This window comes from Helicobacter saguini, assembly GCF_000762875.2.
Classification (GTDB): Bacteria; Campylobacterota; Campylobacteria; order Campylobacterales; family Helicobacteraceae; genus Helicobacter_A; species Helicobacter_A saguini.
Genome location: NZ_JRMP02000017.1, coordinates 1 through 20,712 on the forward strand (window position 1 = coordinate 1; position 20,712 = coordinate 20,712).

Sequence of the window (20,712 nt, forward strand, 5' to 3'; positions counted from 1 at the left end):
GGCGGGCTCACAAGGTTGGCACTTCGTGCCTTTATTTTTTTTAATGTCAAGCTATCGCTTGACGTTTTTGTTTGTTTGTTTTTAGAATCTAATTTCGCTTTTCTGGATTCTATGTTTTGATTTTCTATGTTTTTTATAGAATCTTTGCTGTCATTGCAAGAATTTTCGTGGCAATCCACGCTTTTTATAGTTTTAGATTCTATAATTTTTTTAGAATCTAAATTATAAAATTTGATATTTTTATAGAATCTAGATTCTAAGTTTTCTGTCATGTTGAGCGTAAGCGAAACATCTACGTCAATTTTCTTAGAATCCACATTTTTAGATTCTATATTTTCATCGACGTTACTAGCAAAATTCGCAGTTGCAAGATTTGTTTTAATCTTATAAATGGGTGGCTCTTTGGGAATAGATTTATAGAAATCTTGCAACTGCGAATTTTGCGTTTTAGAATCTAACTTTTTAAAATTTTGCAAATTAGATTCCATAACTATTTTAGAATCTAAATTATTAAATTTGATATTTTGATAGAATCTAGATTCTAAAGTTGCTAATTTTATAGAATCTTGTTTTATAGATTCTGTGGAATCTAGTTTTCTAAAGTCGCTATTTTTCAACAAAACGTTTTTTATTTCTTGCGAGTCTTTTGCGCAAAAAAGTGCAAATCCCCCACCTTGCGCCCCCCAAAAATTTCTTTTGTGGCAAAAAAAGTAGCCGCTTTTGTCTTCAAAGGGGGAGAGCCCCGCTAATCTGTCGCTTTGCAAAAAAAGCGGCGAATGCACTTCTGCATTCGCTATTTCGCTTTTTTCGCGACTAGCGACAGGCGGGCTCACAAGGTTGGCACTTCGTGCCTTTATTTTTTTTAATGTCAAGCTATCGCTTGACGTTTTTGTTTGTTTGTTTTTAGAATCTAATTTCGCTTTTCTAGATTCTACGTTTTGAATTTTTATATTTCTAGATTCTATGTTTTTTATAGAATCTTTGTTATTGTCATTGAGAGAAAATTCACAAGAATTTTCGTGGCAATCCACGTTTTTTATAATTTTAGATTCTATAACTTTTTTAGAATCTAAGTTGCTAGATTCAATACTTTTATAAAATCTAGATTCCATATTCCCTAACTTTTTAGAATTAAAACTACGATTTTTAGAATCTAGATTCTGTAATATTTTATTTCTCATTATTTTACCTTAATACTAATCATAAGTTTAACGCGGAATTTTATCATATTTACGCCCTTTTTGCGATTAAAAAATAATAAAAAACAAGTGCCAAAAACACGATAAATGCGCACACTAAAAACATCGCTCCATACCCAAAACCAGACTGCACAAAGCCCAAAAAGAAAGGTCCCACGCCCATTCCAAAGTCTAGGGCGATGTAGTAGCTGCTTGTGGCTAATCCCACTTTGTCCTTTGGAGCGACCTTTATTGCGTAGCTTTGCCCTGATGAGAAAAAGTTGCCATAGCCTAGCCCTGTGAAAACTGCCGCTAAAATTAGCATCCATGAATTTTTTGCAAATGCGATTAAAATTAGTGCTAAAATAAAAAAAACAAGTGCGGAAATTAGGACAATATTATGCCCTTTTTTATCAAAAATGCGTCCCGCAATAGGTCTCCCAAATAGCGAAGTTACCGCATACACGACAAAGAAAATCGAGCCAGCAAACACCAAATCTCGCTGCATACTAAAATCGCCGATAAAACTCAAAACCGCGCCAAAACAAGCCGCAATAAGGCAAATTATAAGGCAGATTCTAGCGCTACTTGGTTCAAAAAAGTCGAATATTTTATGAAAAAAGTTAGCCTTTGAATTTGGAATCTTTATATTTACTCCCCTTTTAATTTCCCTAACTTTCATAGTAAAAATTGCTAATATTGCTAATATTGTAATTATACACATTATAAAAAAGCTAAGTTTATAAAGATTTTGTTGTGCTAAATAAATCGCTAAAAATGGCGCAAGAGCAGAAGCCAAAACAATGCTTAAGGCATAATATCCAATGCCCTCCCCACGCCTAAAACTAGGAATAAGTCTCGTAGCGATAACAGCGCAAATACTAGAGCAGATTCCATAGCTAAAACCATGCAAAAAGCGAGTAATTATTAGAATCCAAAAGTTATAACTTATGAAATATAATAGCGAAATAATTAGATATATAATAAGTGAAAAAAATAGCCACTTCTTTAAATTGATATTATCAAGGCTTTTACCGATTGATAGACGCGCCGCCATTGTGCCGATGATAAACATACCGCTTGCAAGCCCCGCATTACTCGTGCTTTCACCCAAAATATCAATCGCAAAACCCGTGCTAATCACAATGCTAAGGTAAAAACAAAACGAAATGCAAAAATTAATAAACGCAATACAGAAAAAATAAAAATTCAAAATATTGTAATTTTTTTGCATAAAACTTAGCCTTTTATTCATATTTTAAATATTAATTTATTTACAAATAAAATTATAATTTTACTAAATTTATACCTTTAGATTCTATAAACATACAACATTATCTAAAATAAAATATCCATGATAATATAATAACCACATCAATAGTAAGTTAAAAGCCATAGATTTTTCGGGCAGATTCTAAGTCTTCTTGCGTATCAATACCTATGCTTTGGCTCTCTACTATGGCGACTTTTATTTTTTTATTGTAGTAAATAGCGCGGAGTTGCTCTAGCTTTTCGATATTTTCTAACTCGCATTCTTTCAAATTTGAAATTTCCTCCAAACTCTCTTTAAAGTAGCCATAAAGCCCTAAATGCCCTAAAAAGTTAGGCGTATTTTTAGAATCTAAATTGTTAGAATCTAAGGAATTTTTAGAATCTATTTTTGGAGTCTGAAAACTAGATTCTATAAGATTTTTAGAATCTAAAAGAGCCTCAAAATCGCGGTGGTGCGGGATTAAAGCGCGCGAAAAATATATAGCGTTTGAATTAGAATCTAACACGACTTTTACGATATTTGGACTTAACGCAGATTTATAATCAATCACTTTAGCACAAGTCGCCATAAACACGTCCTTTTGCATACAATCCTGCAGGGCTTGTATCACGCTAGATTCTAAAAACGGCTCATCAGCCTGCAAATTTATGATAATTTCATCGCTTTTTAAGCCCAAAATCCTACTTGCCTCAAGGCAGCGAAGAGAGCCATTTGGGATATTTGGGTTAGTTAGCACGGCTTTTATGCCAAATTTTTCCGCGATTTTCATCGTTTCATTAGAATCTAGGGCGAGGACTACATCTCCCACTTTTGCGGCGTTTTGTGCGGATTTGATAAACATCGGCACACCGCCTATATCACTTAGAATCTTGCTTGGGAATCGCGTACTAGCAAGCCTCGCTGGGATTATTATCATTTTAAAGTCCTTGAAATTAGATGCTAATATTCTAGCTAAATTTTAATAAAATCAAAAATAATGCAAATATTTACGCCTTAAAATGTTCGCCAAGATAGTATTTTCTAACAAGTGGGTTGCTATAAATTTCATCTGCATTGCCACTTGCAAAAAGGCTGCCAGAGCGAATAACATACGCGCGGTGGCACACGCCAAGCGTTTCTCGCACATTGTGGTCGGTGATTAGCACGCCGATATTCATCCCCACAAGCGTCTCGATAATTCGCTGAATATCAAGCACCGCGATGGGGTCAACCCCCGCAAAAGGCTCATCTAGCAGGACAAATTTTGGATTTTTGACGAGTGCGCGCGCAATCTCCACACGTCGCCGCTCCCCACCACTAAGGCTAATGCCGCGTCTATCGCGTATCGCCTCAATGTTGAATGCCTCTAGCATTTGCTCAATTCGCGTCTGCATTTCCTTTTTGCTTTTAAACGCCTTTTGCGCGGCAAGGAGCAGATTATCCTCCACGCTTAAGTCCTTGAAAATGCTTGATTCTTGTGGCAGATAGCCTATGCCAAGATTGCTACGCGTGTGCAGCGGCAGGTTTGAGATGTCTGTATCATCCAAAAAAACCTTGCCACCACTAGGCTCCAAAAGTCCGCAAATCATATAAAAAGTAGTCGTTTTCCCCGCGCCATTTGGACCTAAAAGTCCTACCACCTCGTTATTTTTAAGCTCTAAAGTGATGTCTTGGACTATGCGCGTTTTTTTAATTGTTTTGCTTAGATTCTGGGCTTTTAATGTGGAGATTTGGCTCATTTGATTACCTTTTAAATTTAGATTCTATGAAGTTATATGGATTAAATTATTTAAAATATTCTAAAGTTAATTCTTAAAAATTTATTTAAGCTATAGGAGTATAGCACAATTTTGCTTGTATCATTTCTAAACAATACAATTTCTTGCTGTTAATACATTAGGATAAAATTTTGTTTTTGCGAATTCTACACAATATTTTTAATATAATTATAGAATCTAGATTCTAAACCCCATAAAGGACAAGGCTTTGATAGCAAATTCGCGGATTACGACACATTTTGATTATATTTTGATTGCACTCATTTTGCCCATTATTTTTATGAGTTCATTTTTGCTTAGTGAGACATCTCAAACGCTTCTTACAAGGCAGCTTAGCTATGTATTCTTAAGCATTTTTATTTTTTTATTTGTATTTTTTATACCGCTTCGCTACCTTACAAAAAGTATAACTATTTTTTATGGAATCTGCATTTTGCTACTTGTCGCGGTCGAGTTTATCGGCACAACAAAGCTAGGGGCGCAGCGTTGGATTAATATCGGTGGCTTTTCACTGCAGCCTAGCGAGCCTGTCAAAATCGCACTTGTTCTTTTTTTAGCGCGTCACATTAGCAATAATCCGCCGCCAAAAGATGGCTATGGATGGCTTGAGTTTGGCAAGATTAGTTTTTTTATTTTGCTGCCATTTTTGCTGATTTTAAAAGAGCCTGATTTGGGTAGTGCCATAATCGTGCTTGCGATGGGCTATGGGATGCTTTTTGTGATTGGCGTGAATAAAAAAATTTGGATTACTTGCCTTGTGGGTGCGTTGTTGTTTTCGCCGATTGCCTTTAAATTTGTCCTAAAGCCCTATCAGGTCGATAGGATTATGAAACTTGTCACAGGTGATACGAGTTCGCAAGTGCAGCAAAGCCTTATTGCCATAGGCAGCGGCGGCTTTAAGGGCAAGAGTAAGGAAGATGCTACGCAGTCAAATTTGAAATTTCTGCCTGTGGCGACAAGCGATTTTATTTTCGCGCATTTTGTGGAGCGGTTTGGCTTTGTGGGTGCGATATTGCTCATTGCCCTTTATATCGGCATTGTGATGCACTTGTTGTCGTTTTGCTTTTTAGATTCGCAGGATTATTTTTTGAAAGTGATTGCAAGTAGCCTTGCTATGCTTTTTTTCGTGTATGCGAGTGTGAATATCGCGATGACTATGGAGCTAGCCCCTGTGGTTGGCATTCCGCTGCCGCTTTTTAGCTATGGTGGGAGTAGTTTTATGACTTTTATCGTGCTAATTGCGATGTTTGAATCTGCTTTGACTTTCCGCTTTAGCTTTTCTACATTTAATGAAGGCACAAGCCCGTTTAGCTTAAAAAGATTACCTAGGATTAGAAGACATTAGCATAAATGATTAGTAAAACAAATATTTCCTACATTTTACTCAAATTCATCCCAAAAGATTCCATAATTTCCCAAAAGAAAACAAAATAAATGCTAATATTTTAACCTTTAAACTTAAGCAAAAAAGGTTAAAAAAAGTGAAAATTACGCCTGAGACTTTTGTGATTTCGGATACTCATTTTGGCGATAAAATGGCGATAAAAAAATATCCTATCCGCGCTGTGACGCTGAATGCCACGCATTTTAAGAGCTTTGATGAGCTGGCTATCTCGCGATGGAATGAGGTTGTTGGGGAGCAAGATTGCGTGCTGCATTTAGGCGATGTGTTTGCAGGTAGTGGTGTGGAATCTATTGCGAAACTAAATGGCAAAAAAACGCTAATTTTGGGCAATAACGACATCGGCAAATGCGAGAATCTTAACAAGGATTTTGGTTGGAAAGTTATCTCAAAAATCAAATTTAAACTAGATTCTAATGAAAAAAGTGAGCTGAAAAAGGCGATGAAAAAAAAGTGGGGCGAGGAGCTTAAAAACCCTTATGCGTGCGCGCTTGTGGTCGTGGTGAATAACCTTAAGATTATGTTTAGCCATTTTCCTGTTGGCGAGCGTAAAAAAAACGACAGATACTGCAAGGCGCGTGATATTATCGACTATGCGTATGCGTTGGCGGGTTGTGAGATTAATATTCATGGGCATATTCACGTGCGAAGTAGCGTGCAGGAGTATTGCTGCAATGTTAGCACGGAAAAGCTTGATTTTAAACCGCGAAGACTACGCGAGATTCTAAGTGACTGGGCGAATGGGTAAAAGATTCTATAAATTATAGAATCTAAATAAATTTCCATAGAATCTAGTGTGGTATTAACTAGCTTTTTTATTAGATTCTAAACTTTCTAATTCAGCAATTTCTTCTTTTACAACGTTATTAATATATTGCGAATTTAAAGATTCTAAATCTAGTTTTGGTCGCTTTGAAACTATCATTACAACAAGTGGCTTTAAGATTGAATTTGAATAAGGCAACATTTCATTCACCTTAAAATCTTCACTTTCAAAAAACTTAGAATCTGCATTGATTATAGAATCTACTAAATCGCTAAACTCTTGCATTTCATCACTTGATAATTTAAAAAGCATAGCAAGACGCGTCATGTGTCCATAAAAGATTCTATATTTTTTACTCATATCATCTTCTAAACCACTTGTAGCTTTTTCACCCAATATTCCTCCTAGCATTCCACCAAGCATTCCTCCTAGCAAACCACCAGCAAGAGTTCCCACAACAGGGATAAATGACAACGCAAGAGCTCCCACAACAGCCCCAGCCGCGCCCCCTGTAACTTCACTAGCATTTTTAATAAGATTTATAACGCATTGTGTGCCAGAAATCTTTTTCCTTGCCATCTGCATTAATTCTAAGCCAGAAGTAACCGCCATAGTAGCAGCCGCTGTAATCATTGTCCCGCGCAAAGCTGAATTACCAAGTGTAGATTTAGCAAATTTTTTCTCTATTATTTTACCTAAGCCTTTGCCTACCAATTTTCCTATATTTTTTTGCATTGTAGAATCTGATATGCTTTCAACTAGCTTTTCTTCTTTTTGCTTACTTAGAAAATTTGTGCTAAATGTTTTCGAGCCTGTTTTTAACTCTATAATAAAAGCTTGTCTTATAGCCTCTTTTATATCTTTATCTTTAGAATTATTGTAGCAAATTAGAATATTCATTAAAAATGAAATTCCACATTCTAAATTAGTATTTAGTTGGCTTGTATTTTCATTATAAGATATAATTTTATAGCCAAATTTAGCCTCTAACTTAGCTACATCATAAGTAAAATGTCCTGTTTTTATTATTTCACTTGCATTTATATTTGTTAGTTTATTTTCTAGCAAGGATATATATTTTTCGCCTTGATTTAATGGCACTTCAATTTGCTTATTGTTGTATTTAAAGTTGTCATTTTCATCAAATAAAGTTTTAAAGCCTAAATTAGAATCTTTAAAATAAATAGATTCTATATTTTGTGAATTTTTACTATCAATTGCATTTGTGTTATTAATAAAATCAAAATTTGCATATTTTACGCTAATAGCTGGTATTACAATTTGAGCAGCCAAGCCTTTATCCTTGCTATCTACCATAAAGCCATCCATTAATCTATCAAATTCTTTTATATTAGAATCTTTTCTTGCATTATATTCACTTTCGCTTTCATTTTTTAAACGCAAAGGATTTAGCTCCTCGCTTAACGCATTGCAAGTAAATTCTGTTAGCTGACAAGTATCGCTACAATACCATACTTTTGATATATCTTTTTTGTCGCTCTTTTTAGCATTGCCACAAGATTCACAAAATATATATTTGGCTCAAGACAACTTAAGCTCTTTTAAAGGGGCTTTAAGTTATGATTACGACCTTAGAAAAATGGGTTTATAATACGTTCACGAATTTCGGAGGCTAAATTTAGAGAGATTTTGTGGCATTTTTGTCTTGATATTACTAAAGAAACTGCGTTTTGAGGCAGTAAAAATCGCTAAAATTTGCAAAATTTCTAGAAATTCTCTCAATAAAATATTCAAAGAAATTCGTAAATTGATGGCAAAAGAATGCGAAAAAATTTCACAATTAAAAGGTGAAATTGAAGTGGATGAATCCTACTTTGGACCAAAAAGAGTAAAGGGCAAAAAAGGCAGAGGAGCTAGCAAAAAAACGCCTGTTTTTGGCATGCTAAAACGCAATGGAAAAGTATATACACAAATTGTAAAAAATTGCTCTAAAGATGAACTAATACCGATAATAACGCAGTTTTATAGCCTTAAAGATTCTATAATTTATAGTGATACGTGGAAATCTTATGATGCTTTAGTAGATTTTGGAGCGCTAGCCCATTACAAAGTAAAACATAGTGAAAATGAGTTTGTAAATGGTAAAAATCACATCAATGGAATTGAGAATTTTTGGGGTTATGCCAAGCATCGTTTAGCAAAATTTAAAGGCATAAAAAAAGAAAATTTTTACTTGCATTTAAAAGAAACAGAAAGCGTAGCTTCTTTAGAAAACGAAGTTTCTTTAGTAATTTAGATATAATGTCAAAACGAAGTTTCTTTAGAAAAATGAAGGTAAAGATTTGTATAAAATTTTACTAAAATTGATTAGAAAATATCCGCTTAAGTTGTCTTGAGCCATATTAATTATACAAAAAAAAAAAAAAAACATATATGAAATAATTTTTAAGACACACTATGTTTTTTATCCGTTGATACATCACTCAAATGCTGGGTAGCTCCCAAGCCACTTTATTTCATTAGCGCGTTTTTTAAAAATCTTTTGTATATTAGAATCATCCTTATGCCCTAAAAAATCCATATAAAAGCCATATTTAAAGCCATCTTTATCCACGATAGGACGCGAGTCAATCTTAGTAATATTGATATTTTCTTCCTTAAAATCTTTCAATAATTGAAACAATGCCCCACTTTTTTCAAAATCCTTAATTACCACAAAAATAGATGTTTTATTATTTTCACCCTTTTTATTAGAAAAGTCGCTAATTACAACAAAGCGAGTTTTATTTTGACTAGAATTTTCCACATTGCTAAACATAATGGGAATGCGAACCAAGTTTGCCGCCACAGCCGAGCAAAGTGCCGCCCCAGCCTTATCAGCCGCCGCCTTACTCGCGCCAATCGCAGTCGAACTAGTCTCAATTCGCTCTACATTTTGCAAATTATAATCGCGCAAAAAGTCGCTGCACTGCCCAAAAACAATGTCTTTTGTGTAGATTCTTTTCACCTCACTTAGCTCGCACGCACACGCAAAACAATGATGAATAGGCAAAATAATCTCATTTATAATCTTAAAATCATATCGTGCCAAATTGTCGATACACTCGCCAACCACGCCATTTGTGTTGTTTTCAATCGGCACGACACCATACTTTGCATTGCCATGCTGCAGGGCGTCAAAGACCGCGCTAATGCTACTTAGCCCCACATATTCGCTTAAATTCCCAAAAATAGCATGAGCTGCCTCTTGTGTAAAACTACCAAGCGGTCCTAAAAACGCGACTTTTTGCGGAGATTCCAAGTTTCTAGCGATGCTAAAAATCTCATAAAAAATCGCCTCAATAATTTGCGTATTAATGTTTTCAAGGCTGCAATCTCGCGCAGTAGCGGTAAGTTTTTTTATTATTTCTTTTTCTCTATCTGGGCGATAAATGCTAGCGTTATTTTTTAATTTTATCTCACCGATTTCTTTCACATATTTAAATCTAGAATTTAGTAAAGTTATGATTTCTTTATCTATTTTATCAATATTGTTTCGAATTTTAGAAAGTTTAGATTCCATAACTTCTCCTTTACTCATTTCTTAGAATCTTCCAAATCGTCTTCATCCCATCGCTCAAATCATCGCGGAAAATGTCAATGAAACTCGGCACAATGATAGCGATTATCACAAGGGCAATGCCGATTTTGACAGGGAAGCCGATTACAAGCAGGTTAAACTGCGGGTGCGTTTTCATAATCATACCAAAAATAATATCGCTCAAAAGCAGCACCGCGATAATAGGAAACGCCATGCTGAAACCTACCACAATCATATTGCCAAACGCGGTGATAAAGTAACGCAAGGCATCATCAGGCAGGCGAAAGCCCCCAAGCGGCGTGTCATTAATGCTTCGCGCTATGATTTCAAGTAGCATATAATGGTAGTTAAAATGCAGCGCGGCAAGGAGCGCGAGAAAGACGATGACCTGCGAGACAATGGGCTTTGTGCTGCCGCTCATCGGGTCATACGCACTAGCCATCGTTAGCCCCATTGTAAAGCTCGCAAGGTCGCCGGCAAACACAATGCTAGAAAAAATAATCTGCAGCACAAGCCCGCACACAAAGCCTAGCAGCACTTCAAAAATGCCTGCCAACATAAATTCGCTCAAGCTATTATACACGATGACATCTTTCACAAGCGGCATAAACACAACCGCAAGGATAAATGCAAGAGCGGCGCGCACAGAAATCGGCACAAGCTGATTATCAAAAAATGGGAAAAACGCCAAAATCCCGCCAAACCGCAGTAGCAACAGCATAAACGCCATCACATTCGTATTAGTAATATATGGTAGGAAATCTAGCATTTTACCTCGCTTCGTAGAATCTTAATCTAATAAGATGTTATAAAGTGTGTAATATCCAAGTAACTAGAAAGAATAAACTACGCTGAGAAAAACAATATTGACAACAAATTTTTCATCTCACTCAATATTCAACTAAAGATGTAACCTTAGAAAATAAAATTTTTTTACATAAAGTACAAGATATGAGACACTCAATAAAAACACCACACTTTAAAATTTATAATCACAAACAACACAACCCACCACACAAAACAATTAATATAATCAAGAATCTCTTACAAAATCAGAAGCTAATCATCAATATTACGATTGTATGGCTGCAATGAAATCTATAATCATAAAATTAGCAATCAAAACACATTAATATTATTAACATTAAATATTCATACCGCCATAGATTTGAGCCTTATCCGCCTCTCTATCATCAGCATCTAGCTTATCCTCAATAATAGCGCGAATCTCATCGTATTTCTTTGCCTTAGCATAATTCTCAAGCCAACTATCAACCCACTCAGGCGTACTCCCACGCGTATTCCAACCAACAACACCGGTATATCCAGCATTAACCATAGCCGCAAACTCTTTTTTCTTTAGCTTCAGCACCCTTAGCTGATTTTCAAAACTCTCAATAGTCATAATCACCTCTTTATATTGAATTTTCGCTACGAAATAATACAATAAAATACAATTTGTAGCGTTAGGTAAAATTAACGAGTTACATTATATGTAATTTTTATTAATAAAACATTAACTTTTTATAAAAATTTACAAAAATTCTAATTTTTTTTACTTTATGCTATCAAAAATTGTCACTTGTATGAAATTTATAATTTTAAAGGATAAAAATTATTATTTATAAAATCCTTTGTTATATAAGAAGTGAAAATCTCTAGATTCTAATCATGTAGGCTATCAAGGACTGATTGTTTTAGCATTTTGTAGCGCGACATTATGTTGCCATCTAGATTCCCTAGATTTGACGTAATCACTACGCCGCCGCGTGAGACGGCGTTATCGGCTTCGATTTGCACTTTTTCTCTATCTTTTAAGTTTTCTTTCAAATACACATAATCGATAGGATTTACCTTTACGCACACTTGTGTCGCATCCATAATGCTTGAAAGTAGCGAACGTGTAAGCTCTAAGGCGACCTTTTGTGAGTTTTCATCAATTTCTTTTACAATCACTTCTTTTGCCATATCAATGGCGATTGAACTTAGCTCTTTTTCAAGTGCCTCTAAGTGCGTTTGAGACTGCTTTAGTGTGTTTTCTAACGTGATTAAACTCTGCACGATTTTTTCACGCTCCGCATTAATTTCTACCTCCAAAGTATCACGCAATTCATTTTTGCCCTCTTCTACGCCCCTTTTATAGGATTCTTCACGCGCTTTTTCTAGCTCTTCTTGCATACTGCTTTGGGACTTTTCAAACTGCATTTCAAGCTTTGCAAGATTCCCTGACAATTCATCACTTTTATGTAGCAGCTTTTCAATCAGCTCTTTTTCTAAAGACGCACTGCTAGCAGTATTTGGTATCATTGCATTAGAATCTGCCTCGCCCTCTTCGCTTAAAACCTCCGCAGTTTGTGTCCCCGACTTTATGGGCGTGGGGATTGAATGCTCGATTGCCTTAAACTCGTATTTATTCACGGTGTGCTTATCGATTTGCTCTTCTTGGATTAAATTATGACTACGCGACAACATCGTCTTGTTCTCCTAGCTGGATTAGACCTTGTTCGCTCAAGTTCTGCACGATTTCAATGATTTTTCTTTGAGCGGCTTCAATGTCGCGCACTTTTACCGCACCTAAGAACTGAATCTCTTCTGCGAACTGCTCGCTCGCCCTTGAACTCATATTACTCATAAATTTCTGTTTCAACTCATCCGCACTAGACTTCAACGCCAACGCCAAGTCCTTTTTATCCGCAACTTTTAGAATCTCAATAATAGCAGACTTATCAAGTTTAATCATATCTTCAAATGTGAACATCATCTCTTTAATCTCATTAGCCAACTGCTCGTCACGCTGCTCGATTTGTGCCAAAGTAGCCTTCGCAGTTTTTTGTCCCATGCGGTTAAACATCTCGGCAACGGCACGCGGTCCGCCCACTTCGACTTTGTAGCTTGTAAGTGATTCTACTTGTTGCTCTAGCACGGCAGAAACGCGTTTTACAACTGATGGAGAAATATCCCCTAAGTTTGCCATACGAATGGAGATTTCCGCTCTCAATTCATCAGTAAAAAAGCCAAGCGTCTCTGCTGCGCCACCTGAATCCATGTGTGCTAGAATAAGCGCGATAGTTTGCGGGTGCTCATTTACGATAAAGTCGGCTAATTGTTGTGGTTTAACTTTATCTAAGTAGCCAAAGTTTTTCGTAGATTGCATAGTTTTGGCTAGTTTATCTAAGACACGTTTTGCTACATCTGGTCCCAAAGTCCTAATTAGCAATTCGCGTGCATAATCCACACCACCAGAATTTATATACTGATTAGATTGCAAAATGGTGTAAAACTCTTCTAGCACAGCCGCGCCGATTGCCTTGTCCGTGCCGCTTAGCTGCATTATGTGCTTACTTATTTCAGTAATAGATTCTATATCTAAGTGGTGGAAAACTTCGCTTGTGATTTCCTCGCCCACTTGGATTAGCAATATTGCGACTTTTTCGCTCATTGATAGCTCGTCATACTGCGAACGTTGCTTTTGCGTTAATACCATTGCCATGTTTGCTCCTTTTATAGAATCTATTTCATCTCAATCTCATCTCTTATCAATGCTTGGAAAAGTGAAGCGACCTCATCAGGTTTTGCCTTAATCGCCTCTTTAATTTTCTCAAGCAATACATCGTATTTTACCGCATCTTCGTTAAATCCACCGCCGATACCTAGCTGCTCTTCTACTTTTTTACGCATTTCATTAGCGCGATTCAATGTATCATCATCCTCATCATAATCAAACATCGGCTGCTGCTCGGTATCCTCGTCCTCATGCACCTCAAGCATACGCTCTGCAAATGGCGCGATAACCTTTTTGTAAAAGAAAAATAACACGATTATGACAAGCACATATCGCAATAGCGGCATAAATGGACCTAAGTATTTTTCCACTGCCTTAGCCACTTTCTCAAAGTTACTCATCGGTGGAACGCCATCGCCTACGGCATTTAGCTGACCAGATTCTACACTTACAATATCTTGTCGCTCGGCATTGTAGCCTGAAGCGGCAATTACCGTGTTACGCATAGATTCTATCTCTTGGGGCGTTCGCGGTGTGTATTGCATAGTTGTAAAGCCTGTGGCTTCATCCACCACAGGAGCGTAAGTCCCATCGACTACGACTGCAACGGTCATTCGCTTTAAAAGTGGCGTTTGCTGTTTTGTAATCGTTACTTTCTCATCAGGCACATAGTTTTTCACAAAGGCTGACTTTTGATATTTTTCCCTATTTCCAGAATCTAAGTCTTTTGTCTCGGAGATATTATTAATAACGCCTGGCACACCACCTGGGTCTTTCTCACCTTTGCCTTCTCTTAGAATCTCTTCACCTGTTTCACTAACCACAGCAGATTCTTTACTATAGATTTTCTCCGTGCTATCTTGCTTACCAAAGTCATAGTCCATATTGACACTTACTGCAAGTCTATCTTTCCCACCTACGCGTTGCTCCAAAGCATTTCGAATCTTAGTTGCTACTTCTTGCTCGGCGCGGACTTTATACTGCAGATTCCTAAAGGCTTGCTCATTTTCAATCTCTTCAGGGCTTTGCGCTCCTAGTGGCGCACCATTTTGGTCGACCATAAAGACATTATCAGGCGTTAAACCATTAAAAGAATTTGCGACAAGATTTTTGATTCCATAGATTTGCTTTTGCGTTAGGCTCATATTATCCTTTAGAATCAGTGTCACGCTAACGCGCGATACATCCTGCTTACTTACAAAAACATTATCTTTTGGCTCGGCTACTTCAATCCTTGCATCCTTTATCGGCGCTAACGCCATTAAGGTCTTTTCTAGCTGACCCTTTTTAGCGCGGTATTTATTGATTTCAATCTCTTCTTTTGTTTTCCCAAACTGATTATCATCAAAGATTCCATAATCTACACGCCCTTTTATAATCCCTTGCGCGGCTAAGTCGTTTCTAAGCCCAAAAACTTGGTCTTGCGGCACGGCAATCGTATTTTCATTTAGCATTTTATATGGGACATTTTGCTGCTTTAGGTAATTTACAGCGTTACTTGCATCAGTAGGGCTTTCCGCAGAGAGCAAAACGCCGTAGCCATCGGCACTCTCCCCACCTTTTGTGCCTAAAGATGAGACAAGCAAGTATGATAAAAAGCCCACTACAACGATAACCGTTACAAGTATAACGATTTGCTGTTTTCTGTTTAACTTTGTAATTAGACTTTGTAACTGCGTAAATATCGCTTTAAAATCCAAAACCATTCTCCTAGCTTAAATCTTTTAGAATCTGCCCTAATTTTTCTAACAAAATATCATTCTGCTTTGGCGTCCCTATCGTGATTCTAAAGGCATTTAGCCCATAGCTTGACAAATCACGTATCACAATTCCTTTCTGTAAAAGCAAAAAGCTTATTTTAGTAGAATTTAGCTTATTATTCAATAAAAATGTAACAAAATTTGCATAAGATTCTAACATTTCTAGCAAATTAGATTCCGCAAATGCTTTATATTTTGTCATTTCTTTGACATTATTCTCAACACTTTTATTTATAAAATCGCTATCATTTAGACTAGCAGTAGCGGCTTTAAGGCTAAGTGTCGTAATATTAAAAGGCGGTCGCAATTTATGCAACGTGCTTATAATACTAGGATTTGCAATGCCATAGCCCACACGCATCCCGCCTAAGCCATAAGCCTTAGAAAATGTGCCTAAATAAATTACATTTGGATATTTCACAATATCGCTAGGCTTTATCTCGTGCTTTTTGCTCTTGTAAGCACAATACTCCATATAAGCACAATCTAGCACGATTAAGGTTTCACTATCAATTTTTTCAATAAATTTTATTACATCGTCTTTTAAAAGGGCTTCGCCTAGCGGATTATTTGGCGTGCAAAGGAAAATCACACTTGGCTTATGCTCCCTATACATATTATACATAGAATCTAAATTATGATAAAAATCGCTCGTTCGCAAGATTTTCGCATTAAAATGTTTCGCATAAATCTCATACATAGCAAAAGTCGTTTTCGCCATAAGCACACTTTTATGACTATCACAAATGCTATGCAGACAAAACTCGATAATCTGGTCGCTTCCGCTACCTATAATAATATTTTTAGATTCTATATTATACGTTTTAGATAGCGCATTTTTAAGCTCAAAGTAAGAATCATCAGGATACACACTCGCTAAATGCGCATTTTCTTTTATCGCATTTAACGCGCTAGGTGAGACGCCAAAAGGATTCTCATTACTGCCTAGCTTTATAATATCGCACGGAGCGATATTAAACTCACGCATAAGAAGCTCTAAGGGCTTTCCAGCTTCATAAGTTGGCAGATTTTCTACATATTTATGAAAATTCATTAACTTTTCCCTAATTTTATTTTACAAAAATTCTAAATTATCTAACTTTTATTGTATAAATTTATAGATTCTATAAATCCACATATTTATTAAAACTTTTTCAAAGCGAATTGTAGCATATAAGATTTAAATTTTTTGTTTTTAGTTGTTAAATTTTTGTTTATTTGAAGTAAATTTTAAAGCTGTATAAATTAACTGATTATCAAATTTAGTATAATATGCCTTTAAAATCTACAAATTTCAAAAAGGCAAAGAAATGAAAATATTAAGCATAGAATCAAGTTGCGATGATAGCGCGATAGCCCTTATGGATAGCCAAAGTTGCGAGCTTTTATGGCAGGGGAAAATCTCTCAAGAAAGCAGCCACAAACTGCATGGCGGCGTAGTCCCTGAGCTTGCTTCGCGGCTTTTTGCGCGAGATTTGCCCACTTTGCTTGGCGAGTTTAAGGCGAAATTTGGCTTTCCTTGTGTGGGTGCGGTGGCTGTGACTTATGAGCCGGGCTTAAGCACGTCGCTTTTGGAGGGTGTAATGATGGGAAAGGCTCTTGCCTTAAGTCTAAAAGTGCCACTTATTCCTATTAATCATTTGAAAGGGCATGTTTTTTCGCTTTTTATTAATCAAGATTCTATGGCACAAAGTGCGTGTTTTCCGCTATCGGTGCTGCTTGTATCTGGTGGGCATAGTTTGATTTTGGAGTGCAAATCTTATCAAAATATGCAAATTGTGGGAAATAGCCTTGATGACAGCTTTGGCGAGTGCTATGATAAGGCGGCTAAAATGCTTTCCTTGGGTTATCCGGGTGGGCTTATTATCGATACTTTGGCGTCTTTTTGCAAAGATATTTTGGATGGGAAAATTATAGAATCTAGGCTAGATTCTAAACTTTTGCAAAGTTATGTGGAGCAGACAAAACTACCCATTCCATTACAAAAAGATAAAACTATGAATTTTAGCTTTTCTGGGTTAAAAAATGCGTTTAGATTGAAACTTTATGAAAATGAAGAGTTATTAAAATTGATAGATTTATCAAATAAAATTCAAGGTAGTTTAAAGCAAGATTCTAATAATTTTATGGAATCTTTTATAGAATCTAAGGTGCAAGATTCTAAGGTGCAAGATTCTATAAACGCGAATTTAGATTCTATAATACAAAAAATAAAAAACAATCCTTATACACTCGCACTTTGCTACAACTTACAACATAGCGCCACAGAGCATATAATAAAAAAATGCAGAATCTATTTACGCAATCTTAAAGATTCTAAAAATAATATAGAATCTAAAAGGGTAGATTCTAAAAAAGCTAATTTTATAGAATCTAAAAATACAGATTATATAACTTTTAAAGAAAAAAGTTCTAAATTTAAGCATTTTGCAATCGTTGGTGGTGCTAGTGCAAACTCAATGCTAAGAGCCAAAATGCAAGATTTATGCGACGAATTTAGCCAAACATTGCTAACCACAAAGCTAGAATTTTGCAGTGATAACGCCGCCATGATAGCTCGCGCGGCAGTCGCAAAAATCAAAGAAAACCCTAGCAAATTCTTGCAAAAAGATTCTATAAATATACTAGATTTAGACGTGCATCCTAGAAATATAGAAATAAACAAAATCTAAAAATTAAAAATTTTATCTCTCATGCCAAATCTTAGTACGCATTTTACTCTCCCTAAACCTACCAAATTTACCGATGATATGCAGTCCTGTGCGTGTTTGCACTGCGGCGCGTTTAATTGCGAGCAAATTTTTTGGCGAAAAAGTTAGCAAAAGCTCGTATTCCTCGCCACTTTGGCTTATGGCACTTTTTAAAGGCTTAAAGGGCAGAAAATGCAGCCTATTAAGCCGCTCAAGTCGGCGAATTTCAGCGCCCAGCCCATCGCTAATATCCATACAAGAATGCAGTTTATTTTTCACTTTTAATAAAAAACTTTCCCGCAAAATAGGGCTTGCAAACTTGCTATAACTTCCATTATTTTCTAAAAAATTATGCGGCAGTTTATTCACACTCGCCCCAAATCTAAATAGACTTTTTAACGCCCTAAAACTTCGCCCCAAATCGCCACGTCTAGCACTTGTATAAGCCACAAAATCGCCATTTTTAACGCCATTTCGTGCCAAATATTTGCCATTTAACTCGCCAAAAAGAGTGATATGAAAGCTCAAAATGTCGCTACTAGCGGTATCTCCGCCGATAATTTTAATGTTATATTGCCTGCAAATTTCACGCATCCCTTCAATAATTTCTAGAATCTGCCTTGTGGTGATATGTCGCGGGAGTGTGATTGACAAAAGTGCGTATTTTGCTAACCCACCAGAACTAAGAATATCAGAAATATTAACTAAAAAGGCTTTTTTACTCAAATTTTTATAACTTAGCCATTGATTAAAGTTAGTGTAAGTTTTTAGTTTATTATTTGCAATTTTAGATTCTATATTTTTAGAATCTTTTGGCAATTTAAAATGAGTATTTTGTGCGAAACTATCGACAGATACGATATAGTTTTTTTTATTTTTAAAAATATTAGAATCTTTTTTTGTGTTAAAGTTAAGGATTGCGCAATCATCATCAATATTTCCCACAATTCCACTTTTTTTAAGATTGCGTAAAAAAAAAGATTCAATATCCATATTTCCCTACTTTTCGCACATTTTTTTATATTTTCAAAGGCAATATTTTACATTTTTTTTGTGAATATTTTCGTTATAATTTCAAGCGAAATTATAAGTTTTAAGAATTTTAAAGGCTTTTGGTGCAACATAAAAATGATAAAAATATAGAATCTAAAAAGGGTTTGGAGCTTGATTTTAGCACAGATTCTAACATTAAAATTGAAGGCATAGAATCTAGCACAGATTCTAATGGCGTAGAAATTAAGATTATGAAATCTGTAATAGAATCTAGTGAAAATAATGAAAATGCTAACTTAGATTCTAAAGAAATTACAGAATCTGTAGAATCTACAAGCCAAGATTCTAGCATTTCTACGCTAGATTCTATGGAATCTAAAAATATAGAATCTAAGCAAGATTCTATAGAATCTTTAGAGCCAAAATTAGAGCAAGAAAAAAACAAAGATTCCATAAATAGCGTCACTCAAGACATAAAAGAAGAACTGCTCGAAGAAATCATAATAGAAAAACCAAAAAAGGGAAAAAAACAAAAGAAAAAACAGCCAAAAACCCCACGCAAAGCCCGCCTTTACAATCCAAAATGGGACTACATTTTATACTCAAGACGGCTATTTATCGGCGTGTGTTTAATCGCAAGTTTCATCGGGCTTTATGGTGGCTACTTGCTTTTTGCTGGGAACTCGCTAGGTTTGCTACTAGACTTAGAAAAAAAACGCGACATTTTAAGCAAAGAAGTGCAAGATAAAAAAGCCCAAAACGCCATTTTACAAAAAAAAGTCCTAGAACTCCTAAGCCTAGAACCCGATTAGTTGCTTAACTTAATTTATGATAAATTATTGTGATTGGTAAAATCTTGGGTTGCAATATATTCTAATGGTTTATTAGAAAATTTAGAATCTAGGATTTTGCAAAGGCGCATGGAGATTAGGACTACGAGCCATGAGATATAAATCCATAAAAAGACAAACATAATAATTGACATTGAGCCATAAATGTTGCTATAAAATTTGTTGTAGCTCATGTAGTAAAAAAAGGCGATTTTGGAGCAATACCACGCGAGCGCGCCCACAAATGAGCTAAGGAGTAAGACCCACATTTTTAGCGATTTGTTTGCTGCGATGCGAAACAAAATGCCAAAGGATAGCCACGTGCTAAGCATCGGCATAAATGAATAAAGGCTTGAGATTAGGTAGGAATATTTGTCCGAAATGATTGTGTTGAAATATATGCTTGTTACGACAAATAGCGGTATGAGCGTGATTAGCAGCCAGTAAATGATAAATGAGTCAAAGTAACTGCGTTTTTTGGCGGTGAAAATGCGCGCTGATATGTCATCAAAGCTGCGAAAGAAAATAAATGAGCTAAAAAGGGCGACAAGGAAGCCTAAAAAGCCCATTTCTTTCCCATTGGTAAGGAAACTATCAAGCATATTTGAGATGTCTTGCGTGCTGTCTGGCAGGATGTTTGCTAGGATTGTTTGCTTGAAAGTTTCGATATGCTCCATAAATGTGGGGAAGCTTGAAAATACTGAAAATAGCATTAAACAAAGCGGTATGATTGAAAAAATCGTGTAAAAACTAAGGGAAGCCGCGTATAGGAAAATCTTGTCTTTGTCGGTAAAGTCGTGGTAGATTTTATCTAGCGTGGCTAGGATTTTGTGGTATTTTGTTTTTATTTTTGTGATTAATGCGTGGAGTTTTTTGTGGGCGGATTGTGTGTTTGGCGTGGAATCTTGGGTTTTAGATTCTATGATTTTTGTGGAATCTTTTGGCACAGATTCTGTTTTTATAGAATCTATGTTGGCGGTTTGTGTATCCTGCGTGATTGTCACATCTTTGCTAGTCATT

At 35.9% G+C, this 20,712-nt stretch carries 18 protein-coding genes and 1 pseudogene; 5 read left to right on the forward strand and 14 right to left on the reverse strand.

From position 1 onward, the window contains the following. The 4 genes from LS64_RS09475 to lptB all read right to left on the reverse strand — a co-directional run. On the reverse strand, positions 1 to 1,181 hold a 1,181-nt coding region (locus LS64_RS09475; protein ID WP_138127322.1), incomplete at its 3' end, for a hypothetical protein. Between the two features lie 49 nt (positions 1,182 to 1,230). Next, positions 1,231 to 2,412 carry an MFS transporter gene (locus LS64_RS09480; protein ID WP_052062688.1) on the reverse strand — a complete coding sequence of 394 codons (1,182 nt, stop codon included), beginning with the start codon at positions 2,410 to 2,412 and terminating at the stop codon, positions 1,231 to 1,233. 151 nt (positions 2,413 to 2,563) lie between these two features. Beyond that, the gene (gene kdsB / locus LS64_RS09485) at positions 2,564 to 3,367 is read right to left on the reverse strand and encodes a 3-deoxy-manno-octulosonate cytidylyltransferase (protein WP_034573605.1); all 804 of its coding nucleotides are present in this window, start codon (positions 3,365 to 3,367) and stop codon (positions 2,564 to 2,566) included. A 70-nt stretch (positions 3,368 to 3,437) separates the two neighbouring features. Next, a complete protein-coding gene (gene lptB, locus LS64_RS09490) occupies positions 3,438 to 4,160 on the reverse strand; it encodes an LPS export ABC transporter ATP-binding protein (RefSeq protein ID WP_118949452.1) in 723 nt (240 codons plus the stop codon). A gap of 256 nt (positions 4,161 to 4,416) precedes the next feature. Between lptB and LS64_RS09495 the strand changes: the two genes are divergently transcribed. Continuing rightward, a complete protein-coding gene (locus LS64_RS09495; protein ID WP_034573599.1) occupies positions 4,417 to 5,553 on the forward strand; it encodes an FtsW/RodA/SpoVE family cell cycle protein in 1,137 nt (378 codons plus the stop codon). 136 nt (positions 5,554 to 5,689) lie between these two features. Continuing rightward, a complete protein-coding gene (locus LS64_RS09500) occupies positions 5,690 to 6,358 on the forward strand; it encodes a metallophosphoesterase family protein (protein WP_034573596.1) in 669 nt (222 codons plus the stop codon). Between the two features lie 54 nt (positions 6,359 to 6,412). Here LS64_RS09500 and LS64_RS09505 read toward each other — a convergent pair whose 3' ends face one another. Next, entirely contained in the window at positions 6,413 to 7,780 is a 1,368-nt protein-coding gene (locus tag LS64_RS09505; RefSeq protein WP_034573593.1) for a hypothetical protein, read from the reverse strand. Between the two features lie 204 nt (positions 7,781 to 7,984). On the opposite strand from LS64_RS09505, the pseudogene LS64_RS09510 reads away from it, so the two are divergent. Continuing rightward, positions 7,985 to 8,733: pseudogene (locus tag LS64_RS09510) on the forward strand (IS1595 family transposase). An 83-nt stretch (positions 8,734 to 8,816) separates the two neighbouring features. Here the strand turns inward: LS64_RS09510 and LS64_RS09515 are convergent. The 7 genes from LS64_RS09515 to hisC form a co-directional block, all read right to left on the reverse strand. After that, complete coding sequence (locus LS64_RS09515; RefSeq protein ID WP_034572486.1) at positions 8,817 to 9,899, reverse strand: bifunctional chorismate mutase/prephenate dehydratase; 1,083 nt, start codon at positions 9,897 to 9,899, stop codon at positions 8,817 to 8,819. Positions 9,900 to 9,909: 10 nt separating this feature from the next. Continuing rightward, a complete protein-coding gene (gene fliR, locus LS64_RS09520; protein WP_034572489.1) occupies positions 9,910 to 10,686 on the reverse strand; it encodes a flagellar biosynthetic protein FliR in 777 nt (258 codons plus the stop codon). Between the two features lie 375 nt (positions 10,687 to 11,061). Then, the gene (locus tag LS64_RS09525) at positions 11,062 to 11,322 is read right to left on the reverse strand and encodes a hypothetical protein (RefSeq protein WP_034572490.1); all 261 of its coding nucleotides are present in this window, start codon (positions 11,320 to 11,322) and stop codon (positions 11,062 to 11,064) included. A gap of 260 nt (positions 11,323 to 11,582) precedes the next feature. Then, positions 11,583 to 12,389: a flagellar assembly protein FliH gene (fliH, locus tag LS64_RS09530; RefSeq protein ID WP_034572493.1), complete on the reverse strand. Its 807-nt coding sequence runs from the start codon at positions 12,387 to 12,389 to the stop codon at positions 11,583 to 11,585. Further along, positions 12,376 to 13,407, reverse strand: a complete 1,032-nt coding sequence (gene fliG / locus LS64_RS09535) for a flagellar motor switch protein FliG (protein ID WP_034572495.1) — start codon at positions 13,405 to 13,407, stop codon at positions 12,376 to 12,378. The genes fliH and fliG overlap by 14 nt, the downstream gene beginning before the upstream one ends. A gap of 20 nt (positions 13,408 to 13,427) precedes the next feature. After that, positions 13,428 to 15,119 carry a flagellar basal-body MS-ring/collar protein FliF gene (fliF, locus tag LS64_RS09540; protein ID WP_034572498.1) on the reverse strand — a complete coding sequence of 564 codons (1,692 nt, stop codon included), beginning with the start codon at positions 15,117 to 15,119 and terminating at the stop codon, positions 13,428 to 13,430. A gap of 10 nt (positions 15,120 to 15,129) precedes the next feature. Then, positions 15,130 to 16,233: a histidinol-phosphate transaminase gene (gene hisC, locus LS64_RS09545; protein ID WP_034572501.1), complete on the reverse strand. Its 1,104-nt coding sequence runs from the start codon at positions 16,231 to 16,233 to the stop codon at positions 15,130 to 15,132. Positions 16,234 to 16,489: 256 nt separating this feature from the next. Between hisC and LS64_RS09550 the strand changes: the two genes are divergently transcribed. Beyond that, positions 16,490 to 17,851 carry a tRNA (adenosine(37)-N6)-threonylcarbamoyltransferase complex transferase subunit TsaD gene (locus tag LS64_RS09550; protein ID WP_034572504.1) on the forward strand — a complete coding sequence of 454 codons (1,362 nt, stop codon included), beginning with the start codon at positions 16,490 to 16,492 and terminating at the stop codon, positions 17,849 to 17,851. A gap of 12 nt (positions 17,852 to 17,863) precedes the next feature. Here LS64_RS09550 and LS64_RS09555 read toward each other — a convergent pair whose 3' ends face one another. Next, positions 17,864 to 18,862 carry a thiamine-phosphate kinase gene (locus LS64_RS09555; protein WP_052062538.1) on the reverse strand — a complete coding sequence of 333 codons (999 nt, stop codon included), beginning with the start codon at positions 18,860 to 18,862 and terminating at the stop codon, positions 17,864 to 17,866. Between the two features lie 122 nt (positions 18,863 to 18,984). Here LS64_RS09555 and LS64_RS09560 point away from each other — a divergent pair, with 122 nt between their 5' ends. Then, positions 18,985 to 19,674, forward strand: a complete 690-nt coding sequence (locus LS64_RS09560) for a hypothetical protein (protein ID WP_118949190.1) — start codon at positions 18,985 to 18,987, stop codon at positions 19,672 to 19,674. 14 nt (positions 19,675 to 19,688) lie between these two features. Here LS64_RS09560 and LS64_RS09565 read toward each other — a convergent pair whose 3' ends face one another. Then, positions 19,689 to 20,711 carry a YihY family inner membrane protein gene (locus tag LS64_RS09565; protein ID WP_118949191.1) on the reverse strand — a complete coding sequence of 341 codons (1,023 nt, stop codon included), beginning with the start codon at positions 20,709 to 20,711 and terminating at the stop codon, positions 19,689 to 19,691. Between the last annotated feature and the right edge of the window lies 1 nt (position 20,712).